The sequence below is a fragment of the Marinobacter sp. OP 3.4 genome (genome assembly GCF_036224885.1).
Classification (GTDB): Bacteria; Pseudomonadota; Gammaproteobacteria; order Pseudomonadales; family Oleiphilaceae; genus Marinobacter.
In genome coordinates, this window is the sequence record NZ_JAVVLT010000054.1 from 73,731 (window position 1) to 97,475 (window position 23,745).

The window sequence follows — 23,745 nt, forward strand, 5'->3', positions numbered from 1 at the left end:
AGATGAGAGAAGTTTGAAGAGAGTGAAAGATGCTGGGTTTAAGCAACGTCGAGACGTTTGCGCAGGGTGAGATCCTGCAGGTGAAGTGGACTGACAGCACCACGGCCCGTTTCCATGCCATATGGCTACGTGACCATTCTCCGGATCCGGACACATTGTCACCGGGGAATGGTCAGCGGCTTGTCCGTATTCAGGACCTGCCCGCCGAGGTGCGTATTGATGGGGTGAAAGTGGTCGGCGACGCTCACATTGAGCTGACCTTCCTCCCCGAGGGAAAGACAGTAACCTTTGATGCATCCTGGTTGCTGGCGAACCGATACGACCGGACGTGCATTGACACGACCGGTTGGACAAGACCGGACATTGTTCGCTGGGGCGAAGAGCTGCAGAGCGAGTTACCGGTCGCGAGTTATGCCCGGGCCCGTGAGGATTCGGGCGAGCTGTGCCGCTGGTTGTCGGATATCGACCGTTACGGTGTGGCGAAGATGACCGAGATGCCGCGGGAGAGCGGTGCAATCTGCCGGGTGGTGGATCTGTTCGGTTATGTCCGTGAAACGAACTATGGTCGGTTCTTCGAAGTCAGGACCGAGGTAGACCCGGTCAACCTGGCCTATACCGGGCTGGGATTGCAGGTTCATACCGATAACCCGTACCGGGACCCGGTGCCGACACTGCAATTGCTGTCCTGTCTGGAGAATTCCGTAGAAGGCGGGGACTCGATCGTCGTCGACAGTTTCAAGGCGGTGGAGATTCTGAAGGAGGAGTCGCCGGAGGCTTTCGCCGTGCTCGCAGGGCAGCCTGCGAACTACACCTACGCCGGAAGCAACGGGGTTTATCTGCGGTCCAAACGACCAATGATCGAGCTGGGCCCGGACGGTGAACTTCTGGCCGTGCGGTTCAATAACCGTTCGCTCGGGCCTCTGACCGATATCCCGTTCGACCAGATGCCCGCGTTCTACGAGGCCTACCGCAAGCTGGCGGACATCATGGAGCGGCCTGAGCTGGCAGTGACCTTCAAGCTGCGTCCCGGTGAGCTGTTCATTGTGGACAACACCCGGGTGACCCATGGCCGGATTGCATACGAAGGCACTGGCTCGCGTTGGCTGCAGGGGGCGTACGCGGACCTGGACAGCCTGCGTTCGACCCTGGCCGTTCTTCAGCGTCAGGAACTCGGAGAAAAGGAGAGCGCCTGATGGCTTTTGAATCACTGAATCGCGACAACATTATCGACTTTCTGGGTGATATCTTCGATCGCCGGGGCGGTGAGTCCTACATGGGAGAGGATGTCAGCATGTCCGAGCACATGCTGCAAAGTGCCGCTCTTGCCGAGAAGGCTGACGCGCCAGAGAGCCTGGTTGCGGCGTCGCTGCTTCATGATATCGGCCACTACACCAGTGAGTTCCCGGAAGAGTCCCTGGAAATGGGGCGGGATAATTATCATGAAACCGCAGGCTCGGCGGTGCTGGAGGCCTTTTTCCCCACGTCAGTGACGGAGCCGATTGAGCTTCACGTCGCTGCCAAACGCTACCTGTGTGCGGTCAACCAGGACTATTTCGACCGACTGTCACCGGCCTCCGTGAACTCGCTGAACGTTCAGGGTGGCCCCATGGATGAGACGGAAGTTGCGGCCTTTCGTGAGCATGAGTTCTACCGGGACGCGCTGCGCCTGAGGGTCTGGGACGATGAGGGCAAGGTTGCGGGTGTGGAGACCCGCACGTTTGACGACTATCGCCCCCTGCTGCGACGCATGCTGAAGCCGTAAGCCCCGGCGATTATCTGTGTTTCACCCGTAGCCCGGGTGCTCCACCAACGATGCTTGCCAGTCGCCACTGGCCGTGAGCTTATTCGGGGGATTCCATGGACCTGTGGGTACTGTGCCTGGTGTTGCTGGCTGCCGTCATGCATGCCGGCTGGAATACGCTGGTCAAGAGTGGTGGGGAGCCCTTCATCCGGCTGGCCATTACCAATGGATTCGGCGGACTGGTCATGCTGGGGCCGGCCCTGTACCTGGGGCTTCCCGACCCGGCCAGTTGGCCGTTCCTGTTTGGTTCCATGGTGGTGCACCTGGCCTATTACGCGTTCCTGTCCTATGGCTATCGGGTGGCGGATCTGTCACTGCTCTATCCGATAGCGCGTGGGTCGGCGCCTCCATTGGTGGCTTTGGGGGCGTTCCTGATGGCAGGCGAACGCCTGACCCCCCTGGGGATCGTCAGTATTAGCCTGATCTCATTCGCTATCGCGTTGATGGCCATGCGTTTGCCCCGCAGCGAGGAAACCGGACGCGCGGTCGGGGTCGCATTGATTGTCGGGGCGCTGATCGCCGGCTATTCCGTCCTCGACGGCATGGGAGCAAGGCAGTCGTCCAACGCGCTGTCGTACATCGCCTGGATGTTCGTGCTCGACGGGCTCCTGCTTGTTACCTGGGCAGCAGGGCGGTACGGTCGCCTGGCCTATGCGACGGTCCGGGGTCACTGGAAACAGGGCGTTGCCAGCGGCTTTCTCTATACGTTTGCCTATGGTCTGGTGGTCTGGGCCATGTCCATATCGCCGATGACCTACGTATCCGCCCTGCGTGAGACCAGTGTGATCGTTGCGGCCCTGATTGGTACCCGCCTCCTAAACGAACCCTTCGGTGGACAACGACTGGTATCCGCCTGCCTGGTCGCCGTCGGTGTGGTCCTGCTTCAGTTCAGTCACCCCTGAATCCCGGCTGGGAGACTCACCTGGCTGATTTTTGCGCCTGAATGGTCAGGGCTGGCATGGAGAACTCGATCATCCCGCTCTCAGTGACAAAGTCCCGGAACGCAACGTCAGCCTCGCTGGCCAGTCTTTCAAATTGCGCATCATCCAGGATGCCGCCCAGGGTAAAAATGCAGGCGCGTTCGGTAGCAATCATGTCGCCAACCGGTGTCAAACCTGACCGTTCCCCGTTGCTGCTCGATCCGTGGGTTGGGGATGCCGGCCTGGGCCACGACGTATCGTAGGTGGTCCACATTACCGGCGCTGAAAGGCGCCCTGAATGATTCGGCCACTTCGGCACCAAACAGGCTGTTCAGCACTTCCGCGAACACCGCATAGCCGGGGGAACGGTGCACGCCATCACACACCGCAACGAGAAGGGTTCCTCCCGGTTCGAGTACGCGCCACATCTCGGCCAGCCCTTGTGTCCGGGAGTCAAAAAACATCAGGGCAAACTGGCTCAGAACCGTGCCAAAACTGGCGTCTGTAAAAGGCAGGTTCTCGGCCGGGGCGTAGCGCCAGTCAATGGTCGGGCGCTGCTGCCGGGCTACCTCCAGCATCTCCGGGTTGATATCCACACCCGTGACATAGGCATCACCAGCGATATCCGCGGCGGCCGACGCCAATACGCCGGTACCGCAGCCTACATCGAGCATTGTGCTGCCGCTGCGGACGTTTGCCTGCTTTGCCAGTCGAGGCCCCCACTGGCCAAACAATGCGGGTACAAACTGTTGGTGATAGATTAAAGCAGGACCTGGGGGGTTGATTTCCACGGTGCTGAGCGAGGGCATGGCAGCCTCCTTTATCTGGCTTCGGATCGCAATGGTGATCCGTTTCCCTTAACTCGAATGCTAGGGTGAGCCATGCAGAGGAACCATAACCGGTCGTCCGAATCTACTGCCCAAACGTCCGGGACGGCAAAGGCCGTGGATGCGCTCCTCTCAAATGTGTTGGAAAACATCCGTTTGCGGGGGGCGGTTTTCTTTGGCTGGCAGCCCAGTTGGCCATACGCCACAGGCGTTCCCAACGAGCGTCATTTCAGGGATCTGGTTCTGCCGACGTCCGACCAGGTCATCTCCTACCATATCGTGCTGGAAGGCCCCTGCTGGGCAACCGTGGAAGGCGAACAGCCCGTCAGACTGGAGGGTGGCGACATCCTTCTGATACCCCACGGCGATGCCTATGTCATATCGGACCAGCCCCGGGAGCCTTCTGACGGCGATATAGACCCCGCCCGAGAGTTCTTTTCCCTGATGGCTGCCGGTGACCTGCCCCTGGTGATCGAAGACGGTGGAAACGGCCCTGGACGGAACCAGCTGGTGTGCGGCTTCCTGGGGTGTGACCGACATCCGGTGAATCCCCTGCTGGAGGGGCTACCCGGCTACATCGTGCTTTCGCGCTCGGCACTGGACGGGCCGATTAACGATCTAGTGGATATCGTGCTGCGGGAGTGTCGCCATCCACAGGTTGGCACCCAGTCCATGATGCTCCGTCTGGGGGAGGTGCTGTTTATCGAAGTCATCCGGCAGTATGTGCAGCAGAGGAACCTGGTCAACAACCCCTGGATACGGGGGCTGTCCGACCCGCTAATTGCCAGGAGCCTGTTGCTCCTGCATGGCCGCATCGCGGAAACCTGGACCCTGGAGAAGCTGGCCAGCGCAGTGAATTGTTCCCGGTCCGTTCTGGCGGAACGCTTCAGCCGGGTCATCGAAGTGCCACCGATGAAGTATCTGAGCCTATGGCGATTGCAGGTAGCCGCCCGGCTACTGCGTGACCGGCAGGACAAGATACTGTCGATCGCTCTCAGTGTGGGCTACGAGTCAGAAACATCTTTCAGTCGGGCCTTCAAACGCACCATGGGAAGCAGCCCCAGTGCATTCCGCCGGTCTGTGCAGCCGGCGATGACGGATCGAAGAAACGGATCAACGTAGCGGGGCCCATGGAAAGGTTCGGGAAACAGCCTGGGGACGCTCACTATCTGAATGAGAGTGCAACTACCGAGGAATCCCCGGTAGTTCGGCAGGAAGGCCAACGGCGTGTGCGGCGGCGGGCTGGTGGACATCGTCAGCCGATACGCGAAGACCTTTCTGCGGTTGCAGCGATACGATAAGGGGCTGCTGACCGAGCGGGCCTGGCCGCACCACGCCGTGATCTTTAAGACCTACTCCAGACTCATCATATAGGCACCCATCATAGTAGCGACGGTGGTAATAACACCCACAACTGTCAGATAGTAGAAGTGCTGAAAAGTGGGCACCCAGGCGAGGGCCAGAAACAGGGTTGAGTAGACCGCAAAATAACCGATCAGGAAGCACTTGGTCTGGGTGACCACATGGGTGTTCAGCCTCATTGAGCAGCAGGCGGTCAGGACCGCGGCGGTGGGAACAAGAATGTCGGCAGCAAACCAGAGCACGGTAGTGAGCTCGCCAAGGTCCTGCACAAGGGCCTTGAAACCGAAGTTGGTCAGCACGGCAATGGCAACGCTGGCAACAATGAGCAGAACGCCCGGCCGGCTGTTGAGGATGGCTTCCTGAATCTCCGGGACAGAGTCCGTGTGGTGCCGGAGCGCATACCTGAAGTAGTCATGGCGGCGCCACCCGGAGAGTCCGCTTGTGGACCACACGGATCCGGCGGCGCTGTCCAAAAGGTAACCGTGGATCGCAACAGAGGGTTTACGCAGCCGCCCCTGACGAAGCCCGTGCAATGCCTTCCGACGATGGTCAGTCTGGATGCGCTGACCCACCACGATGAGCTCGAAAAACACCGGGAGCCGTTTCAGGGCTTTGGCTCTTTTCTTCCTGGCTTTTGCACCGCGGCGGCTTTCTTCCACCGGTTCCTCCGCTTCCGGCTCCGCCAACAACTCTTCCCGGGCCTGCGCACCTATTTGGGAAAGCATCTCCCGGTTCAGATTCGCAGGCACGTGATCCTCAATAACCAGGGTTATCTTGATGGCAAAGGGGCGCTGTTTTACCAGCAGACGTGAACAATAGGGCTTCAGTCGCCGCAGGGCCGGGGAGGTAATGACCACGGCATGGGTCATGCCCTCAATCTCGGTCAAGTTGCTCATGTCGGGGAACGGGCCACCAATCAGCGGCAGTGCATTGAGGTGCTTCGCCTTCTCGTCCAGGAGCTCCAAAAAGAGCAGGTCCTGTTCGACGGGGTCGCTGGTGGCGTCGAAGCGATCCCAGTAATCGTCCTCTTCGGGGAAAGGCGGCTCGTGGTCGCAGTCCGTGAGCAGCAGCCAGCCCTCCTCGGTTATCAGCCGCTGGCAGAGTTGATCCACGGATAGTGTCATTGGAACATCCTTTTAAGCGATTTCGCGCCTCGTCGATGAGGTGCTGTTACAGCCCTGGGGTCATCCGTCCTGAGCTTTGGGGGAATTGCACTTTACCATGTTCCCATACTGGCTTGGGCCAGGTTCGTTTCAACGTTGAGGTACCCATCGGCCAAGCCTCCGCGCGCCCCAGCCGAGCAGAAGCGGAGCAACAAAGATGGCTGCAGCGAACGATTGGTCCTTCGATGCCTGGAGATCATCCCTGGCTATGGCCTTCTATTGTTGGCGGTGGGGGACTTTCTGACCTATTTGGGCCCTATGGGTTTTTCGGTGAAGTATGGTGTTACAAGTTTATGAGTCGTTTGATAAGTGATCGCAGTGAGCCACGTGAAGAAACCAGGCGAATGGTAAACCATCGGTTCGTAGTAACCGGTGGTCCTGGTGGTGACAAAACAGGTGACTGTGCTTCCAGGCAGGCAAAAAGCCGATTACCTGCCCGGTCCTCATAAGGATCACTGCTCGCTCAACCAAATCCCCAACAACTCCCGCTCCTCCTCCGTCATCCCCGTCATATTCCCCAAGGGCATGTAATGCGTATCCACCGCCGCCTGTCTGACCTTGCCGTTATGGTCCGCCAGCAGTGACAGGTTATCCAGCTTGATGCCCGCCGGTGCGGACTGGAAGCCGGGCTGGGTGGGTGTTTCGGCGTGGCAGGCCACGCAGTGGGTTTCCACGATCTGCGTTACGGTTTCGTCGCTGACGGCGGCGCTGTCCGTGCTGGCGGAGGTGGTGGGTGTGGGCGCGACGATCCAGATCAGCGTCACGGTCATGATGGACGAGGCCAGCAGGATGGAGGGCCGGTGGATGTCCCGGTGCTTCAGGTTGAAGTAGTGGCGGGTGAAGGCGGTGATAAAGCCGATGGCCGCCAGGATGGCCCAGCCGTGGGGGTGGCCGTACAGCATCGGGTAGTGGTTGCTGATCATGATGAAGATGATCGGCAGGGTCAGGTAGTTGTTGTGGGTGGAGCGCAGCTTGGCCAGGGCGGCCAGCCTTTCTACCTTCTCGTCTGGCTCCCGGCCTTCATTGAGAGCGTTCACCAGCGCCCACTGGGACGGCACGATGCCCAGGAACACGTTGGCCACCATGATGGTGCCGATCACCGCCCCCACGTGGATAAAGGCGCCGCGGCCGGAGAACACCTGGAACAGGCCCCAGTCCACCACCAGCAGGATGGCGAACAGTGCCAGGCCGAAGGCCTTGCCGTTGTCGGCCAGGGGGCTGCGGATCAGGGCTTCGTAGAGCGCGGTTACTCCGATCAGGGTGCCCAGGCCGATGGCGATGCCGGCGCCCATGCTGATGTCGGCTTTCGCCGGGTCGATCAGGTAGCCCGGCGAGCCCATGTAGTACACCACGAACAGCAGGGCCAGGCCGCTGAGCAGGGTTGAGTAGGCCTCCCACTTGAACCAGTGCAGTTCCTTCGGCATCTTTTTCGGGCCCAGTTTGTACTTGGCCACCTCGTAGACGCCGCCCCCGTGGATGGCCCACAGATCCCCCTTGATGCCTTCCTGCTTCTTCCACTCCGGCGGTTCCCGCAGGTGGTTGTCCAGCCAGATGAAGTAGAACGAGGCGCCGATCCAGGCGACCCCGGCAATCACATGAAACCAGCGGACCATCAGGGCGAGCCACTCGCTGAGGTAAGCTTCCATCAATCAGACTCCTTGGTCGGGGGAGGTGGGTTTTGGGGTGTCGCTCGCGGTGGAGAGCGGGGCATCACCCGGTCGCCGGTAACGGACCTCGCCGGCCACGGCGGTGGCGGCGATGACCCGGTCGTCCCCCAGGATCATCAGGCTGAACAGGGTTTCGGCCAGGGTGTTGGTATAGGCCTGCTTCATGTCCAGGGCGGGTGTGGCGCCCTGGTCAAGCACCACGAAGTCGGCATGGCGACCGGGCCGGAAGCTGCCGGTCTGCTCCGCCTGGTGCAGCACCCGGGCGTTACCCAGGGTGGCCAGGTAGAAGGCCTGCCAGGGCGTCAGGGTCTGGCCCCGCAGGCGGCAGACCTTGTAGGCCTCGGCCATGGTGGCCAGCATCGACAGACTGGTGCCACCGCCCACGTCGGAGGCCAGGCCCACGGTGACGTCAGCCTCCCGGGCACTGCGGAAGTCGAACAGGCCGCTGCCCAGAAAGGTGTTGGAGGTGGGGCAGAAGGCAATGCGGGTGCCGGTCTCGGCCAGCCGCTGGCGGTCCCGGTCATCAATATGGATGCCGTGGGCCAGCACCGTGTGCTCCCCCAGCAGGCCGTAGTGGTCGTACACGTCCAGGTAGCTGTGGCGGTCCGGGAAGAGTTCGCTGATCCACTGGATCTCGCCGGTGTTCTCGGCCCAGTGGGTCTGTACCATCACGTCCGGGTGGTCCTTGGCCAGTTTGCCGGCCAGGGTCAGTTGCTCCGGCGTGGAGGTGGCGGCAAAGCGCGGGGTGATGGCGTAGCGTTGTCGGCCACGGCCATGCCACTTCTGTAACAGCGCCAGGCTGTCGTCATAGCTGCCCTGGGTGGTGTCGGTGAGGTTGTCCGGGGCGTGGCGATCCATCATCACCTTGCCGGCTGTCAGGCCCATGCCCCGGCTTTCGGCGGCTTCGAACAGGGCGTCCACCGAGGCGGGGTGGGAGGTGCAGAACACCAAGCCGGAGGTGGTGCCGTGGGCCAGCAGCAGGTCGGTGAACCGTTGCGCCTCGGCCCGGGCCCAGTCGCCATCGCTGAAGCGGGCCTCGTGGGGGAAGGTGTAGGTCTCCAGCCAGTCCAGCAGCTGCGTGCCGTAGCTGGCCATCACCCCCAGTTGCGGCATGTGCACGTGGGTGTCGATAAAGCCGGGTACCAGTAGGCGCTGGTCCCAGTGGGTGACCGGGGTGCCGGCGGGCAGGCGGGGCAACAGGTCGCTGGCCTGGCCGGTGGTGACCACCTTGCCGTTGTGGACCACCAGCAGACCGTCTTCGACGTATTCCAGGCTGCCATCGACGGGATCGGGGGCGTTGCCCGGATCGTCCAGGAAGTGGAGCAGGGCGCCCCGGTGGGCTTCACAGCCTTCGGGCAGGCGGGTGTTGGTGTCGGTCATCAGCTCCCCCGGTAGGTTGAGTAGCCCCACTGATTCAGCAGCAGGGGGACGTGGTAGTGGGCGTTGGTGTCGGACACCTGGAAGTCCAGGCTTACCTGCGGGAAGAAGGTGTCCAGCCCGTGCTGCCGGTACCAGGCGCCGGTCTCGAAGGTGAGCCGGTAATGGCCTTGCTCGATGGCGGTGTCGAACCAGTCCGTGATGCGACCGTCGTCGTCGGTGATGCCTTCGGCGATCAGGGTCTCCCTGCCGCGCAGCACCTTGTAGAGGGAGACCGCCACACCGGCGGCGGGTCGACCACCGCCCAGGTCCAGGATATGGGTGGTGATGGGGCTCTTTGCGGTCATGCCAGTTTCTCCAGTCGTAGTTCGGTGATCTTGGCCTGTTCCCGGGCGGCGTTTGCGATTTCCTGCTCGCGGGTGTTGGGCAGGCGGGCTTCCAGCAGCTCGAGCATTTCCTCGGCGGACTTGCCGGTGGCGCAGACGATGAAAATAAAGCCGAACTTCTGCTGGTAGGCGTCGTTATCCGCCTTCAGGCGTCGCAGCACGGCTTCCGGGGCCTGGCGGGCGCCGGCCTGTTCGCCGCTGGCCAGGGCCTTGGTGCTGGCGTATTTGCGGCGCAGGCTGTCCACGTCGCCGATTTTCGGGTGGGCCTCGAAGGCCTGCAGCCAGTCACTTTCGGTGAGGGTGGGCCACAGGCGCTGGCTCTGTTCCATCATGGCTTTACGGCTGGCGTAGGGGCGGTTGTCCACCATGCCCTGTACCCAGGGCCTTGCCGCGCAGCAGTCACGGAAGCGGGCTTCGGCCTGGTCACGGGGCAGGGTGTTCAGTTCCTCAAGACTCATTCGGGCTTCTCTTTTTGGATGGCTCAGATTGCTGATCGGTGTCGGTGTTCTGGATCAGGCCTTTCAGTTCCTTCCATGGCAGGCCGCGGCGGGTGGCGGTCTGGTCCGTGCTGGCGGTCAGGCTCAGCAGTTCGGCGCTGATGGACACGGCCACTTCCATGGGGCGCTTGCCGGGGATGTCGGAACGGCCTACCGGGCAGCGGATGGTGGCGATCTGGTCCGGGCTGAAGCCCCGGTGCTCCAGCCGCTGGCGGAAGCGCTCCGCCTTGGTGTCGGAGCCGATCAGGCCGATGCCGGCGCAGTCTCCTGCCGTCAGCAGGGTGCGGCACAGGTCGAAATCCAGCTGGTGGTTGTGGGTCAGGATCAGCACCTGCTTACCGGCGCACAGGGCCGGGGCGTCTCCCACCGGGTCATCGGTGTGGTGGATGCGCACATTGGCGGGCACCTCGGCGGGGAACTGGTCCGCCCGCTCGTCCACCCAGGTGATGCGCCAGGGCAGGTCCCCGAGGATGGTGACCAGGGCCCGGGCCACATGGCCGGCGCCGAAGATCACCAGTTCCTGTTCACAGCCCGGGTGCGCCTCGATCAGTACCGACACGCTACCGCCGCAGCACTGGCCCAGGCTCGCGCCCAACGGGAAGTGGGCCAGCTCGCTGGTGTAGTCCTGCTTCGCCAGTCGCTCCCGGGCCTGCTGGCAGATACGGTATTCCAGGTGGCCGCCGCCGATGGTGTCGTAGCTGTGTTCGCCGGTGACCACCATCTTGCTGGCGGGCTCCCGGGGTACCGAGCCGGTCACCCCCAGCACGGTGACCAGCACGTAGGGTTCGCCCCGGTCCTCGCAGTGGGCCACGGCCTGGTACCAGTTCAGTCGCTTTTCCATCACGCGGTCTCCTTCTGTTGGGCCAGCCAATGCTGGCCGGCGGTGACAGCGCCCAGCACCCGTTCCGGTGTCGCCGGGGTGTCCAGGGGCGGGCTGAAGCGATAGTCGGTGAGGCTGGCCACCGCATCCCGCAGGGCGCTCCATACGGCAATGCCCAGCATCAGCGGCGGTTCGCCCACGGCCTTGGAATGGAATACGGTGGCTTCCCGGTTCGGGCTCTGGGGCAGCAGGGCCACGCGCAGGTCCGGCGGGCAGTCGGACACCGCCGGGATCTTGTAGGTGGCGGGGCCGGTGGTCAGCAGCCGGCCCTCGTCGCTGTACACCAGTTCCTCGGTGGTCAGCCAGCCCATGCCCTGCACGAAACCGCCCTCGATCTGGCCGATGTCGATCTCCGGGTTCAGGGAGCGGCCCACATCGTGGAGGATGTCGGTGCGCATCACCCGGTACTCGCCGGTGAGGGTGTCCACCACCACCTCGGAGCAGGCGGCACCATTAGCGTAGTAGAGGAACGGCCGGCCGGTGCCGGTCTCCGGGTCATAGTGGATCTTGGGGGTGGCGTAGAAGCCGGAGGACCACAGGGGAATGCGGTTCATGTAGGCGGTCTGGATAAAGGTCTCCCAGGGTACCGCGAGGCCGCCGATGATCACCTGGTTGTCGGAGAAGGTGATGTCCTCCGCCGGGGTGGCCCAGTGTTTCGAGGCGAAGTCCACCAGCCCGTCCAGGATTTTCTCGCAGGCATCCAGTGCCGCCATGCCGTTCAGGTCGGACCCGGAGGACGCAGCGGTGGGCGAGGTGTTGGACACCTTGTCGGTGCGGGTGGCGGAGACTTTCACCCGTTCCAGGTCCACCTGGAAGGCGGAGGCCACCACCTGGGCCACCTTGATGTACAGCCCCTGGCCCATTTCGGTGCCGCCGTGGTTCACCACGATGCTGCCGTCGGTGTAGATGTGCACCAGCGCGCCGGCCTGGTTCAGGTGCTTGGCGGTGAAGGAGATGCCGAATTTCACCGGGGTCAGGGCCAGGCCCCGTTTCAGGACCGGGCTGGTGCGGTTGTAGGCGGTGATCTCCGCCCGGCGCTGGCGGTAGTCGGAACTGGTTTCCAGGGTTTCCATCAGTTCCGCCAGTACATGCTGCTCCACGGTCTGGCCGTAGTGGGTGGTGTCGCGCCCGGGCCGGTAGAGGTTGAGCTTGCGGATATCCAGCGGGTCCCGGCCCAGGTGGCGGGCGATGTCGTCCATGGCCTGCTCGATGATCATCATGCCCTGGGGGCCACCAAAGCCCCGGAAGGCGGTGTTGGACACCGTATGGGTCTTGCAGCGGTGGCCCACCACCCGGGCCTGGTCCAGGTAATAGGCGTTGTCGGCGTGGAACATGGCGCGGTCGACAATGGCGTCGGACAGGTCCGGGGAGTAGCCGCAGCGCCCGGCGACCATGAGGTCGGCACCCCGGATCAGGCCGTCGTCATCGAAGCCGATGTCGTAGGTGTTGTAGAAGTCGTGGCGCTTGCCGGTCTGCACCATGTCGTCCGCCCGGGACAGCCGGTACCGTACCGGTCGCCGGGTGGCGTGGGCCAATAGTGCCGCCACGCAGGCCAGGGGCGCCGCCTGGGTCTCCTTGCCGCCGAAGCCGCCACCCATGCGGCGCACCTCCGCCTGCACTTCGTGGATGGGCAGGCCCAGCACTTCCGCCACCAGTTTTTGCACCTCCGAGGGATGCTGGCTGGAGGTGTGCACGAACATGCCGCCGTCTTCGGTGGGCTCCACCAGGCAGGCCTGGCCTTCCAGGTAGAAGTGCTCCTGGCCGCCCACGTGTTGCTCGCCCTTAAGACGGTTGGGGGCTTCCGCCAGGGCCTTGTCCGGCTCGCCCCGTTGCTGGGTATGGCTGGGGCGGACAAAGAGCTGTTTCTCCAGGGCCTGTTCTACCGTAACCACGGCATCCAGCGGTTCGTACTCCACCTTCGCCAGTCGTGCCGCCTTGCGGGCGGCCTCGTGGCTGGTGGCGGCCACGGCGAAGATGGGCTGGCCGATGTGTTCCACGATGTTGTCCGCCAGTACCGGGTCGCCGGGGAACACCGGGCCGATATCCAGGTGGCCGGGGACCTCCTTCGCGGTGATCACGGCCACCACGCCGGGACAGGCCCGCACGGCCTCCAGGTCCATGGACAGGATGCGGGCGTGGGCCTGTTCGCTGTGGCCCACGGCGGCGTGCAATAGCGCCTCCGGCATGGGCAGGTCGTCGATATAGCGGGCCTGGCCGCTGACGTGTTTCCAGGCGCTGTCGTGGTGGGCGCTGTGGCCGGCCAGGCCGCGGGCGCTGTGGGCCGGCGTCGGGGTGTTCAGGGGCAGTTTACGCATAGTCGGTCACCATCAGGGGTTCGCTGGTGTTGGCGTCTGAGGCCAGCAGTGCCCGGCGCAGCAGGTTGCCGGCCACCTGCAGGCGGTAGGCGGCGGAGGCGCGCACGTCGGTCAGCGGTGAGAAGTCACTGGCCAGGGCGGTGATCGCGGCGGCCACGCTGGCCTCGTTCCAGGGCTGGCCTTTCAGGGCGGCCTCGGCCTTATGGGCCCGGGCCGGGGTGGCGGCCATGCCGCCGAAGGCCAGCCGGCAGTCCGCCACCACGCCGTTGTCCACGGTCAGGCGGAAGGCACCCAGTACGGCGGAAATGTCGTCATCCAGCCGCTTGGAGATCTTGTAGATATAAAGCTGTTCGTTGGCCGCAGGGACAGGCACCCGAACCGAATGTACGAATTCGCCCGCTTTCAGGTCGGTCTGCTTGTAGCCGTGGAAGAAGTCCTCCAGGGGCAGGCGACGTTCGCCCTCCGGGCCGTCCAGCACCAGGGTGGCGCCCAGCGCTATCAGCGGCGGGGGCATGTCACCGATGGGGGAGGCGTTGGCGATATTGCCCCCCAGGGTGCCCCGGTTGCGGATCTGCAGGGAGCCCAGGCGTTCCACCATGGGGTCGAAGGCCGGCCACAGCTTTGATAGCGGGCCACGGAACTGCTGGTAGGTGGCGGCGGCGCCGATGACCAGTTCATCCCCTTCCTGTGCACAGCCTTTCAGTTCATCGACCCGTTCCACGCTGATCAGGTGCGGCAGTGTCTTCAGTTGCTGGGTAATTTCCAGGGCCAGGTCGGTGCTGCCAGCCACCAGTCGGGACTCGGGGAAGTTACGGCGCAGCTCCCGCAGCTCGGCCAGGGTGGCGGGGGCGTCGTAGCGGAGACCGTCCGTCGTGCCGGACGAGACGCTGCCACCCGGAATGCCCGCCAGTTCGGGGTTGGCGCTCGTGCCACACAGGCTGGCGGCGGGGTGGGATGGCTCCGGCGTCCACTCCTGCACCAGGGCCTGGCGACCGGCGTCGATGATCGGGCGGTAGCCGGTGCAACGGCACAGGTTGCCGGACAGGGCTTCCAGCAGCTGGTGGTCGTTCGGGTCCATGCCTTCCTTATGGGCATGCAGGGCGATCAGCGACATCACGATGCCCGGTGTGCAGAACCCGCACTGGGCACCGTACTTCTCCATCATGGCGCGCTGCACCGGGTGGCCCGGTTCCTGCTGGAAAGCGTCCACGGTGATCAGCTCCTTGCCGTGCAGGCTGCCCAGCAGGCTGATACAGCTGTTGATGGCCTCGTACTGGATGTTGCCATCCCGGTCAGGGGTTCCCGTGATGACCGTGCAGGCACCACAGTCACCGGAGGCGCAGCCCTCCTTGGTGCCGGTGAGTCGCATTTTGGTGCGCAACCACTCCAGGATGCTCAAATTTGGGTCGACCTGGTCAACTTTTTCCATTTGACCGTTAAGAAGGAATTCAATCACGGCTCTCTCCGCTTATGGGCTATTTGCGGTATTTCGCGGGCTACTGCCTTTCACTATAGACAGGGTTTTCGCAGCTTCTACGCCCGATTCTGCAAAAATCTGACCAATTGGTTCATTTCCAGTTTTTTCAGTTTTTATTAACGATTGGCAAGCATATTGCTCAGCCTGGAAATGTTGATTGGTTGGTCAGTTTATGAAATTGGCCAGGCCGGAATGTGGAATGAACCAGAGGCTGTGTATGACTGCGGCGCTACGTCTGAAACTGGAAAACATCGTCAAGGAATACCCGGGCTGCCGGGCCAACGACGGTATTGATCTCACGGTGGAAGCCGGGGAGATCCATGCGCTGCTGGGCGAGAACGGTGCTGGCAAGAGCACCCTGATGAAGGTGATCTACGGCGTGGTGCAGCCGGATGCGGGCACCATGACCTGGAATGGCCACCCGGTGCGGGTCACCAGCCCGGCCCAGGCCCGGGAGATGGGCATTGGCATGGTGTTCCAGCACTTCTCCCTGTTCGAGACCCTCACCGTGGCCGAGAACATTGCCCTGGGCCTGCCGCCGGAAGAGGCCCGCAATCGTGGCGAACTGGATCGCCGCATTCGTGAGGTATCGGAGCGCTACGGCATGGCCCTGGACCCCCGGCGCTATGTCAGCACCCTGTCCGTGGGCGAACGCCAGCGGGTGGAGATTGTGCGCTGCCTGATCCAGGAGAGCACCCTGCTGATCCTGGACGAGCCCACCTCGGTGCTGACCCCACAGGAGGTGGCGGACCTGTTCGCCACGCTGCGACAACTGGCGAAGGAGGGCTGCAGCATTCTCTTTATCAGCCACAAGCTGGAGGAGGTGCGGGCGCTCTGTCACAACGCCACGGTGCTGCGCCAGGGTCGGGTCAGTGGCGACTGCAAACCGGCGGAGGTGTCCGCCGCCGAGATTGCCCGCCTGATGGTGGGTGACGATACCCCGATTTCCACCCGGGTGGCGGCTGCGGAAGCCGGCGACGTGCTGCTTGAGGTTCGTGACCTGAGTTGGCAAAGCGGCGACCCGTTCGGCACCAGTCTGAAACACATCAACCTCGACCTGCATCAGGGCGAGATTGTTGGCATTGCCGGTGTGGCGGGCAACGGCCAGGATGAGTTGCTCAAGGCACTGTCTGGAGAGATCCGTTCGGCCCGGGACAGCCTGTCGTTCGGCGGCGTGGGCATTGGCGCCCTGAAGCCGGATCAGCGTCGCAGGCTTGGCGTCGCCATTGTGCCGGAGGAGCGCCTGGGGCGAGGGGCGGTGCCGGGCATGACCCTGGCGGAGAATGCCCTGCTGACCGCGTCCAGTCAGAGGCTGGTGGAGCGGGGCATGATCCGCTTCGGCAAGGTTCGCGAGTTCTCCCGTGAGGTGATCCGCCAGTTCGGCGTGCGCTGCACCGGTGAGGACAGCACCGCGGCCAGCCTGTCCGGCGGCAACCTGCAGAAATACATTATTGGCCGTGAAGCCCTCCAGAACCCGAAACTGCTGGTGGCGTCCCACCCCACCTGGGGCGTGGATGTGGGCTCGGCGGTGGCGATCCACGAAGCGCTGGTACGCCTGCGGGATGAGGGCGCCTCGATCCTGCTCATCTCCGAGGACCTGGACGAGCTGTTCCAGCTCTGTGGTCGCATCGGGGCCATCTGCAACGGCCGCCTGTCGCCCCTGGCACCAACGGCGGACCTGACCATCGAACAACTGGGCGAATGGATGGCCGGCGGTTTCGACAACGGGGAGGCGACCCATGCTGCTGCTTGAGCGACGCCCCGTTGACTCGGCCCTGATGCGCTGGACGTCCCCGGTGCTTGCCCTGGTGCTGACCGTGATCACCGGCTTCTTCCTGTTCCTGGCCATGGGCAAGGACCCGGTGGAAGGCCTCAGGTTCTTCTTTATTACTCCCATCAGCGACCTGATCGGCCTGGCCGAGCTGGGCCTGAAGATGGCACCGCTGCTGCTGTGTGCGGCGGGCCTGACGGTCTGTTACCGGGCCAAACTATGGAACATCGGCGCCGAGGGGCACTTCCTGATGGGGGCCCTGGGCGCCAGCGTGGTGGCCGTGCAACTGGTGGATGCCTCCGGTTTCTGGGTGCTGCCGCTGGTGCTGGTGGCGGGCGTCATCGCGGGCATGCTGTGGTCGGCCATTGCCGCCGGTCTGAAGACCCACCTGAACTGCAATGAAATCCTCACCACCATCATGCTCAACTACATCGCCCTGAACCTGCTGCTGTTCACGGTTCATGGTCCCCTGAAGGACCCGTACGGCTTTGGCTTCCCCCAGTCGGTGATGTTTGCGGAATCCGCCCTGTTGCCGGACCTGATTCCCGGTACCCGCCTACACCTGGGGCTGGCCTTCGGAGTGCTTGCGGCCGTGGCCGTGTGGGTGCTGTTCGCCCGCAGCTTTATCGGTTTTCAGCTCAATGTGGTGGGGCAGGATCAGCGCGCCGCCGCCTTCGCCGGTTTTGGCGCCCGCCGCCTGACCTGGTTCGCCTTCCTGGTGGGGGGCGCCACTGCCGGCCTGGCCGGGGCCTCGGAAGTGACCGGCCCCATCGGCCAGCTGGTGCCGCAAGTGTCACCCGGCTATGGCTACACCGCCATCATCGTGGTGTTCCTGGGGCGCATGCACGCATTGGGTATCATCGCCGCCAGTGCCCTGCTGGCGCTGACTTTTATCGGCGGCGAGATGCTGCAGATCGCCATGAACATGCCCAAGGCCACCACCGGACTGTTCCAGGGGTTGCTGCTGTTCTACCTGCTGACCTGCGATGCCTTTATCCACTACCGCCTCCGCCTGAAGCAGCCGGTACGACAATCCACCCCCGTTGCAGCCAGCGCTGCCACCCAGGAGGCCTGACATGGAACTGCTGACCAATGTACTGGCCGCCACCGTGGTGGCGGGCACGCCCCTGCTGCTGGTGGCCCTGGGCGAGCTGATCTGCGAGCGCTCCGGCGTCCTTAACCTGGGGCAGGAGGGCATGATGCTGATGGGTGCCGTTGCCGGGTTCGTAGCCACCCTGACCAGTGGCAGCCTGTTGGTGGGGGTGGTTGCCGCGATCCTGGCCGGCATCGCCATGTCGCTGCTGTTCGCCTTCATGGCGGTGACCCTGGCGGCGAACCAGTATGCCGCCGGGCTGGCGTTGACCATCTTCGGTACCGGGCTGAGTGCCTTTGTCGGGGCAGGCTTCGTGGGTGAGTCCATTGACGGCTTTACCCGTGTGGCGATCCCCCTGCTCAGCGATATCCCGGTGATCGGTCGGGTCCTGTTTGATCAGGATGCGCTGGTCTACCTGTCGCTGGTGGCCTTCGCCGGTGTCTGGTTTTTCCTGCGCCACACCCGGGGCGGCCTGCTGCTGCGGGCCGTGGGTGAGGACCCGGACGCGGCCAACGCCAATGGCCTGAAAGTACTGACGGTGCGCTACCTGGCGGTGGCCTTCGGCGGCGGCATGGCAGGGTTGGCCGGCGCCTACCTGTCCCTGGCCTATACCCCGCTGTGGACCGAGAACATGACCGCCGGCCGTGGCTGGATTGCCCTGGCCCTGGTGGTGTTCGCCACCTGGCGCCCGGAGCGGGTGGTGCTGGGGGCCTACCTGTTCGGTGCCGCCAGCATCCTGCACCTGGTGCTCCAGGGGCTGGGCTGGAAGAGTTCCACCGAGCTGCTGGCGATGCTGCCCTACGTGGTCACCATCCTGATGCTGATCCTGCTGTCCTGGAACCCGGCCCGGACCCGATTGAACACACCACTTTCCCTTGGCCAGCCGTATCGGCCTGGCCGTTAGGAGCCGAGCAGGAAGCTTCCAACAATAACGATCCACCGTGCGCCAACAATGCCCAAAAAAGAACGTAATCCGAGAGACTGTAACCACAGAGGTATTACCATGAATGCATTTCGTAAGACACTGATCGCCGGCTGCGTGGCTGCCGCTTCCTTCGCACCCGCGGCCCATGCCGAGAAGTTCTTCGGCGGGTCCAGCATCTCCATCCTCCACAGCAATCAGTACCAGGGTGTTGAATTTGACGCCGGCGGTGATGGCGGCATGGAGTATGAAGCCACTTATTTCACCTTCGAGAATGTGACGGCCCATGACTGGGGCGGCACTTTCTTCTTCATCGACCGTGACCAGCCCCAGGGTGACCTGGAAGGCACGGATGAAGTCTATGGCGAATTCGCACCTACCCTCAGTGGTAGCTGGCTGACGGGACAGGACCTGTCCTTTGGCCCGGTCAAGGACGTTGTGCTGGCGGGGCAGTACGAATTCGGTGGTGGCACTGAGGCCAACAACTACATGACCGGTTTTGGGCTGGCCTGGGACGTGCCCGGCTTCAACTACTTCAATACCGCGTTCTACTATGTGAACAACAGCGAGATCAGCGATGACTGGCAGACAACAGTGACCTGGGGTGTGCCTTTCAATGTCGGCCCGGCCCTGTTCCTGGTGGATGGCTACATTGACTGGTCCACCTCGGCCAGCGACCACGAGTCCGAGTTCCAGTTCACCCCGCAGATCAAGCTGGACGTGAGCAACTTCTGGGGTGAGCCGGGCGTTCTGTATGCCGGTGTGGAATACCAGTACTGGAACAACAAGTTCGGTCTGGACGACACCCTGATCGACACTCAGAGCTCTGTCAGTGCCCTGGTGAAATTCCACTTTTGATCCGTCACGGGAGTCCGGCAGAATAGCTCTGTCGGACTCCTGAACACATGGACAACAAGTGAGACGCGAATGACCAATAACCCAGTTGCAGACGCGCCGGTTGACGGCAAGGACCTGAAAGCCGGCAATGGCCGCAAGTACCGGCCAGGGCGCATACGGGAACGGAATCGGGAGAAGATCCTGATAGCGGCCGAGGAAGAGTTCGCCCAGCACGGCTACAAGGGAGCCACCATCCAGAACATCGCCGAACGGGCGGGGTTGCCGAAGTCCAATGTGCTTTACTACTTCAGCAACAAGAAGCGCATGTACAGCGCCATGTTCGACGACATCCTCGGGCGCTGGAACAAGGTGTTCTCGGACATCCGGCCGGAGGACGATCCGGCGGAGGCGCTGTCCACTTTCATCCGCACCAAGGTGGAGATGTCCCGCCGCTACCCGCTGGCCTCGCGGCTGTTCGCCATGGAGATTATCCAGGGCGCGCCGTTCCTGATGGACCACCTGCGCACCAACATGCGGGAATGGGTTCGCGGACGGGCCGAGGTGATCCAGCACTGGATCGACGAAGGCCGCATGGCGGAGGTGGACCCGGTGCAACTGATTTTCCTGATCTGGTCATCCACACAACATTATGCCGACTTCCAGGTGCAGATCCTGATGGTGGAGAACAAGGCGGAGTACGAGCAGCGCGACTTCGACCACGCCGCCGACTTTCTCACCGATGTGATCCTGCGGGGGTGTGGCCTTGAGAAACCGCAATGAATGAATCCGACGCCTTTCCATCAGACACGCAGTATCCACGGGACATGCGGGGCTACGGCGAACATCCGCCCCACGCCCGGTGGCCCGGTAACGCCCGCGTCGCCGTCCAGTTTGTGCTGAACTACGAGGAAGGCGGCGAGAACTGTGTGCTGCACGGTGATGAGCACTCCGAGACCTTTCTCTCAGACATTATTGGTGCCGAGGCCTATCGCGACCGGCACATGAGCATGGAGTCGTTGTACGAATACGGCTCCCGGGCCGGGGTCTGGCGCATCCTGAAGGAGTTCCGCAAGCGGAAACTGCCGCTGACCATCTTCGGCGTCACCATGGCCATGGCCCGCAACCCGGAGGCGGTGAAGGCCTTTATCGACGACGGTCACGAGATTGCCTGCCACGGCATGCGCTGGATCCACTACCAGGACATGAGCGAGTCGGAAGAGCGCCGCTACATGGAACTGGCCATTGAACAGCACACCCAGCTCACCGGCGCGCCGCCGCTGGGCTGGTACACCGGTCGCGACAGCCCCAACACCCGACGCCTGGTGGTGGAGCAGGGCGGTTTCGAATACGACAGTGACTACTACGGCGACGACCTGCCGTTCTGGACCACGGTGACCACCCGCGACGGCGCCGAGGAACCGCACCTCGTCGTGCCCTATACCCTGGAAGCCAACGACATGCGTTTCTGTTCGCCCCAGGGGTTCAACTCCGGCGAGCAGTTCTTCCAGTACCTGAAGGACAGTTTTGATGTGCTTTACGAGGAAGGCGCGGAGGCTCCCAAGATGATGTCAGTGGGTCTTCACTGTCGCGTTATCGGCCGTCCCGGTCGCTTCCGGGCACTGCAGCGCTTTCTCGACCATATTCAACAGCATGAGCAGGTGTGGGTGTGCCGGCGAATCGATATCGCCCGCCACTGGAAACAGGTGCACCCCTATCACCCCGGAGACAACGAATGACTGATGCAGTAGTGGCCCCCCTTGTTGAGGGGCCCGACTTTACCCGCCAGGGCCTGAACCTGGCGGATGGCAGCCTGGGCGCGGAAGTGGTCCGGGTGACCGACGAATTCTTCGGCCCCCGGGACCGTATGCTGAACCCGGAGCAGCCGGTGTTCTACCCGGATCGCTACGACGATCACGGCAAGTGGATGGACGGCTGGGAAACCCGCCGTCGACGCTCCACCGGCCATGACTGGTGCATCGTGCGCCTGGCGATTCCTGGCGTGCTGATGGGGGTGGATTTCGATACCAGCTTCTTCACCGGCAACTTTCCCCCGGCGGTGTCCCTGGAGGCCTGCTTCAGCCCGGCGGGGGAGCCGGACGAACACAGTGACTGGCAGCCCCTGGTGCCGGCCACGGAACTGAAGGGCAACGACCACTGCTTCTGCGGGATTACCTCTGACCAGCCCTTCACCCATGTGCGGGTGCAGATCTATCCGGATGGCGGCCTGGCCCGGCTGCGGGTCTACGGCAAGCCGTTCTGTGACTGGTCCACCCTGGCAGCCAGTGAATCCGTCAACCTGCTGGCCCTGGAGCATGGCGGGGACCAGGTGGACCAGGCCTGGAGCGACGCCCACTACGGCGAGCCCCGCAAGCTGCTGCGTCCGGGCCGGGGCATCAATATGGGTGATGGCTGGGAGACCCGCCGCCGCCGCGAACCGGGTAACGACTGGTGCATCCTGGCCCTGGGCCACAAGGGTATTGCCGAACGTATCGAGGTGGACACTGCCCACTTCAAGGGCAACTTTCCGGCGGGCTGCTCGATCCAGGCCGCCTGTGTCCAGGAAGGTGCGGCGACGCCCCGGTCCCTGATCACCCAGAGTATGTTCTGGCACACCCTGATGGACGAGCAGCCCCTGACCGCGGACAACATCCACCAATTCAGCGAGCTGAACGACCTGGGACCGATCACCCATATCCGCTTCAACATGATTCCGGATGGCGGTGTCAGCCGGGTTCGCCTGTTTGGGAAGCCGGTGTCATGACCATGCCCCGGGAGATCGTCGCGGAACCCCTGACCCGGGAGGCCTTCGCCCGCTTTGGCGAGGTGATCGATACCCACGGCGCCGAGTCGTTTCCCATCAACCAGGGCCGCACCGAACGGTTCCACGCCCTGGCCGGTGTGGAGCTGCTGGGCGATGATCCCCGGGCCATCCTGTCCATTTTCCGGGGCCAGCCCCTGGAGCCCCTGGAAATCACCCTGATGGAGCGCCACCCCCTGGGCAGCCAGGCATTTGTGCCCCTCAACAACCAGCCCTTCCTGGCGGTGGTGGCGCCGCCGGGGGACTTCGACGAATCCGCCATCCGGGTGTTCCTGGCCCGGGGCGACCAGGGCCTGAGCTATCGCGCCGGCACCTGGCACGCGCCGTTGCTACCGCTGGAAGCGGATGCCGACTACCTGGTGGTGGACCGCCAGGGGCCGGGTAACAACTGCGATGAAACCCTGTTGGCGACACCGGTGCGACCGCTACTGCCAACGTCCTGATCCCTGCCAATGCCGGAAAAAACCTCCCTCCAACAAAAAGAATAGGGAACTCAAAAATGGTGCACCAGCTTTGCCGCTGGTACGCCCCTGTGACCTTGTGCGAGGAGAGAGTGGTATGACGAGCAAGACAATTTCTGACGTGACCCGGGTGGGTCGTGCTGGCTGGCTTTCGGGACTGGCCCTGGCGGCAGGCCTGACACTGTCATCGGCGGCGGCCTGGTCGGCGGAGCTTGAGAAGGTGACCTTCCGCACCAACTGGTTTCCGCAGGCGGAACATGGGGGCTGGTATCACGCCGATTCCCAGGGCACTTACGAGGATTTCGGCCTGGATGTGGACATGGAGCCCGGTGGCCCCCAGGTGAACAACATCCAGTTGCTGCTGGGCGGCCGTGCCGATTTCGTGATGCTCCATTCCAGTGGCCAGATCCTCACCGCCCTGGAGGAAGGCCTGCCCCTGGTGGCGCTGGCCGCGTTCTACCAGAAGGACCCGCAGATCATCATGAGTCACCCGGGCGTTGGCAATGACAGCCTGGAGGACCTCAAAGGCAAGCCGATTCTACTGTCCCAGGACGCCCACCAGTCGTTCTGGCCCTGGCTGAAACAGAAGTACGGCTACACCGACGACCAGGTGCGCCCTTACACCTTCCAGATGGGGCCGTTCATTGCCGATCCCGAGGTGATCCAGCAGGCCTACGTCACCTCCGAGACCTTCGTGGTGAAGGAGGCCGGCATTGACCCCAACGTGTTCCTGCTGTCGGACCATGGCTGGCGGTCCTACTCCACCATGATCGTGACCACCCGCGAGACCCTGGAGGAGCGGCCAGAAGTGGCCCGCAAGTTCGTGGAAGCAACCATCGAAGGCTGGTACCAGTACCTGCAGGACCCGCAGGCCACCAACGAGTACATCAACGAGCTCAACGAGAACCAGACTCCAGAGCAGCTGGCCCACTCCCTGCGGGAAATGGATGAGCGGGGCATCGTGCTTTCCGGCGATGCCCTCACCGATGGCATCGGCATCATGACCGATGAGCGGTGGCAGGCGATTCATGAGCAACTGGTGGGCCTGGGGCTGGTCGATGACTCCGTTGATCCGACGCAGGGCTATACCACGGAGTTCGTGGGCACCGAGGCGATCCACGACATCATGGCCCGTTATCCGGATGTATCCGGTGTTGAAGCGGACTGAGTG

General features: G+C 63.2%; 23 protein-coding genes. 13 read left to right on the forward strand and 10 right to left on the reverse strand.

Annotation, left to right across the window (positions count from 1 at the left end; genetic code table 11):
* Positions 1-29: 29 nt before the first annotated feature.
* From tmpA to RO069_RS10085, 3 genes are all read left to right on the forward strand, one after another.
* On the forward strand, positions 30-1,193 hold the full coding sequence (gene tmpA, locus RO069_RS10075; protein ID WP_328187218.1) for a 2-trimethylaminoethylphosphonate dioxygenase: 1,164 nt from the start codon (positions 30-32) through the stop codon (positions 1,191-1,193).
* Complete coding sequence (locus tag RO069_RS10080) at positions 1,193-1,762, forward strand: HD domain-containing protein (protein ID WP_328187219.1); 570 nt, start codon at positions 1,193-1,195, stop codon at positions 1,760-1,762. Before tmpA ends, RO069_RS10080 begins: the two co-directional genes overlap by 1 nt.
* Positions 1,763-1,857: 95 nt before the next feature.
* On the forward strand, positions 1,858-2,703 hold the full coding sequence (locus tag RO069_RS10085) for an EamA family transporter (protein ID WP_328187221.1): 846 nt from the start codon (positions 1,858-1,860) through the stop codon (positions 2,701-2,703).
* Between the two features lie 16 nt (positions 2,704-2,719).
* Here the strand turns inward: RO069_RS10085 and RO069_RS10090 are convergent, their stop codons facing one another.
* On the reverse strand, positions 2,720-2,896 hold the full coding sequence (locus RO069_RS10090; RefSeq protein WP_328187223.1) for a hypothetical protein: 177 nt from the start codon (positions 2,894-2,896) through the stop codon (positions 2,720-2,722).
* Positions 2,844-3,530, reverse strand: coding sequence for a class I SAM-dependent methyltransferase (locus RO069_RS10095; protein ID WP_328187226.1), 687 nt, complete (start codon positions 3,528-3,530; stop codon positions 2,844-2,846). The genes RO069_RS10090 and RO069_RS10095 overlap by 53 nt, the downstream gene beginning before the upstream one ends.
* A 156-nt stretch (positions 3,531-3,686) precedes the next feature.
* On the opposite strand from RO069_RS10095, the gene RO069_RS10100 reads away from it, so the two are divergent.
* Positions 3,687-4,670: an AraC family transcriptional regulator gene (locus RO069_RS10100; RefSeq protein ID WP_328187228.1), complete on the forward strand. Its 984-nt coding sequence runs from the start codon at positions 3,687-3,689 to the stop codon at positions 4,668-4,670.
* 230 nt (positions 4,671-4,900) lie between these two features.
* On the opposite strand, the gene RO069_RS10105 is transcribed toward RO069_RS10100, so the two are convergent.
* From RO069_RS10105 to xdhA, 8 genes are all read right to left on the reverse strand, one after another.
* Positions 4,901-6,034, reverse strand: a complete 1,134-nt coding sequence (locus RO069_RS10105; protein WP_328187230.1) for a hypothetical protein — start codon at positions 6,032-6,034, stop codon at positions 4,901-4,903.
* 491 nt (positions 6,035-6,525) lie between these two features.
* Positions 6,526-7,719, reverse strand: coding sequence for a urate hydroxylase PuuD (locus tag RO069_RS10110; protein WP_328187231.1), 1,194 nt, complete (start codon positions 7,717-7,719; stop codon positions 6,526-6,528).
* Between the two features lie 3 nt (positions 7,720-7,722).
* Positions 7,723-9,099 (reverse strand): guanine deaminase, encoded by a 1,377-nt coding sequence (gene guaD / locus RO069_RS10115; RefSeq protein WP_328187338.1) that lies wholly within the window; start codon positions 9,097-9,099, stop codon positions 7,723-7,725.
* 20 nt (positions 9,100-9,119) lie between these two features.
* Positions 9,120-9,464 carry a hydroxyisourate hydrolase gene (uraH, locus tag RO069_RS10120; protein WP_328187232.1) on the reverse strand — a complete coding sequence of 115 codons (345 nt, stop codon included), beginning with the start codon at positions 9,462-9,464 and terminating at the stop codon, positions 9,120-9,122.
* Entirely contained in the window at positions 9,461-9,961 is a 501-nt protein-coding gene (gene uraD / locus RO069_RS10125) for a 2-oxo-4-hydroxy-4-carboxy-5-ureidoimidazoline decarboxylase (RefSeq protein WP_328187234.1), read from the reverse strand. The genes uraH and uraD overlap by 4 nt, the downstream gene beginning before the upstream one ends.
* Positions 9,951-10,841 carry a xanthine dehydrogenase accessory protein XdhC gene (gene xdhC / locus RO069_RS10130; RefSeq protein WP_328187236.1) on the reverse strand — a complete coding sequence of 297 codons (891 nt, stop codon included), beginning with the start codon at positions 10,839-10,841 and terminating at the stop codon, positions 9,951-9,953. The genes uraD and xdhC overlap by 11 nt, the downstream gene beginning before the upstream one ends.
* A complete protein-coding gene (gene xdhB / locus RO069_RS10135; protein ID WP_328187238.1) occupies positions 10,841-13,195 on the reverse strand; it encodes a xanthine dehydrogenase molybdopterin binding subunit in 2,355 nt (784 codons plus the stop codon). The genes xdhC and xdhB overlap by 1 nt, the downstream gene beginning before the upstream one ends.
* Positions 13,188-14,651: a xanthine dehydrogenase small subunit gene (xdhA, locus tag RO069_RS10140; protein WP_328187240.1), complete on the reverse strand. Its 1,464-nt coding sequence runs from the start codon at positions 14,649-14,651 to the stop codon at positions 13,188-13,190. The genes xdhB and xdhA overlap by 8 nt, the downstream gene beginning before the upstream one ends.
* Positions 14,652-14,889: 238 nt before the next feature.
* Between xdhA and RO069_RS10145 the strand changes: the two genes are divergently transcribed.
* From RO069_RS10145 to RO069_RS10185, 9 genes are all read left to right on the forward strand, one after another.
* On the forward strand, positions 14,890-16,425 hold the full coding sequence (locus RO069_RS10145) for an ABC transporter ATP-binding protein (protein ID WP_328187242.1): 1,536 nt from the start codon (positions 14,890-14,892) through the stop codon (positions 16,423-16,425).
* A complete protein-coding gene (locus RO069_RS10150; RefSeq protein ID WP_328187244.1) occupies positions 16,412-17,518 on the forward strand; it encodes an ABC transporter permease in 1,107 nt (368 codons plus the stop codon). Before RO069_RS10145 ends, RO069_RS10150 begins: the two co-directional genes overlap by 14 nt.
* A 1-nt stretch (position 17,519) precedes the next feature.
* Entirely contained in the window at positions 17,520-18,440 is a 921-nt protein-coding gene (locus RO069_RS10155; RefSeq protein ID WP_328187245.1) for an ABC transporter permease, read from the forward strand.
* A gap of 99 nt (positions 18,441-18,539) precedes the next feature.
* Positions 18,540-19,316, forward strand: coding sequence for an outer membrane protein OmpK (locus tag RO069_RS10160; RefSeq protein WP_328187246.1), 777 nt, complete (start codon positions 18,540-18,542; stop codon positions 19,314-19,316).
* A gap of 69 nt (positions 19,317-19,385) precedes the next feature.
* Complete coding sequence (locus RO069_RS10165) at positions 19,386-20,075, forward strand: TetR/AcrR family transcriptional regulator (RefSeq protein WP_328187248.1); 690 nt, start codon at positions 19,386-19,388, stop codon at positions 20,073-20,075.
* Positions 20,072-21,031, forward strand: coding sequence for an allantoinase PuuE (gene puuE, locus RO069_RS10170; RefSeq protein WP_328187250.1), 960 nt, complete (start codon positions 20,072-20,074; stop codon positions 21,029-21,031). The genes RO069_RS10165 and puuE overlap by 4 nt, the downstream gene beginning before the upstream one ends.
* Positions 21,028-22,056 (forward strand): allantoicase, encoded by a 1,029-nt coding sequence (alc, locus tag RO069_RS10175; RefSeq protein WP_328187252.1) that lies wholly within the window; start codon positions 21,028-21,030, stop codon positions 22,054-22,056. Before puuE ends, alc begins: the two co-directional genes overlap by 4 nt.
* A complete protein-coding gene (locus RO069_RS10180; RefSeq protein WP_328187254.1) occupies positions 22,053-22,556 on the forward strand; it encodes an ureidoglycolate lyase in 504 nt (167 codons plus the stop codon). The genes alc and RO069_RS10180 overlap by 4 nt, the downstream gene beginning before the upstream one ends.
* A gap of 115 nt (positions 22,557-22,671) precedes the next feature.
* The gene (locus RO069_RS10185) at positions 22,672-23,742 is read left to right on the forward strand and encodes an ABC transporter substrate-binding protein (protein ID WP_328187255.1); all 1,071 of its coding nucleotides are present in this window, start codon (positions 22,672-22,674) and stop codon (positions 23,740-23,742) included.
* Positions 23,743-23,745 lie beyond the last annotated feature (3 nt).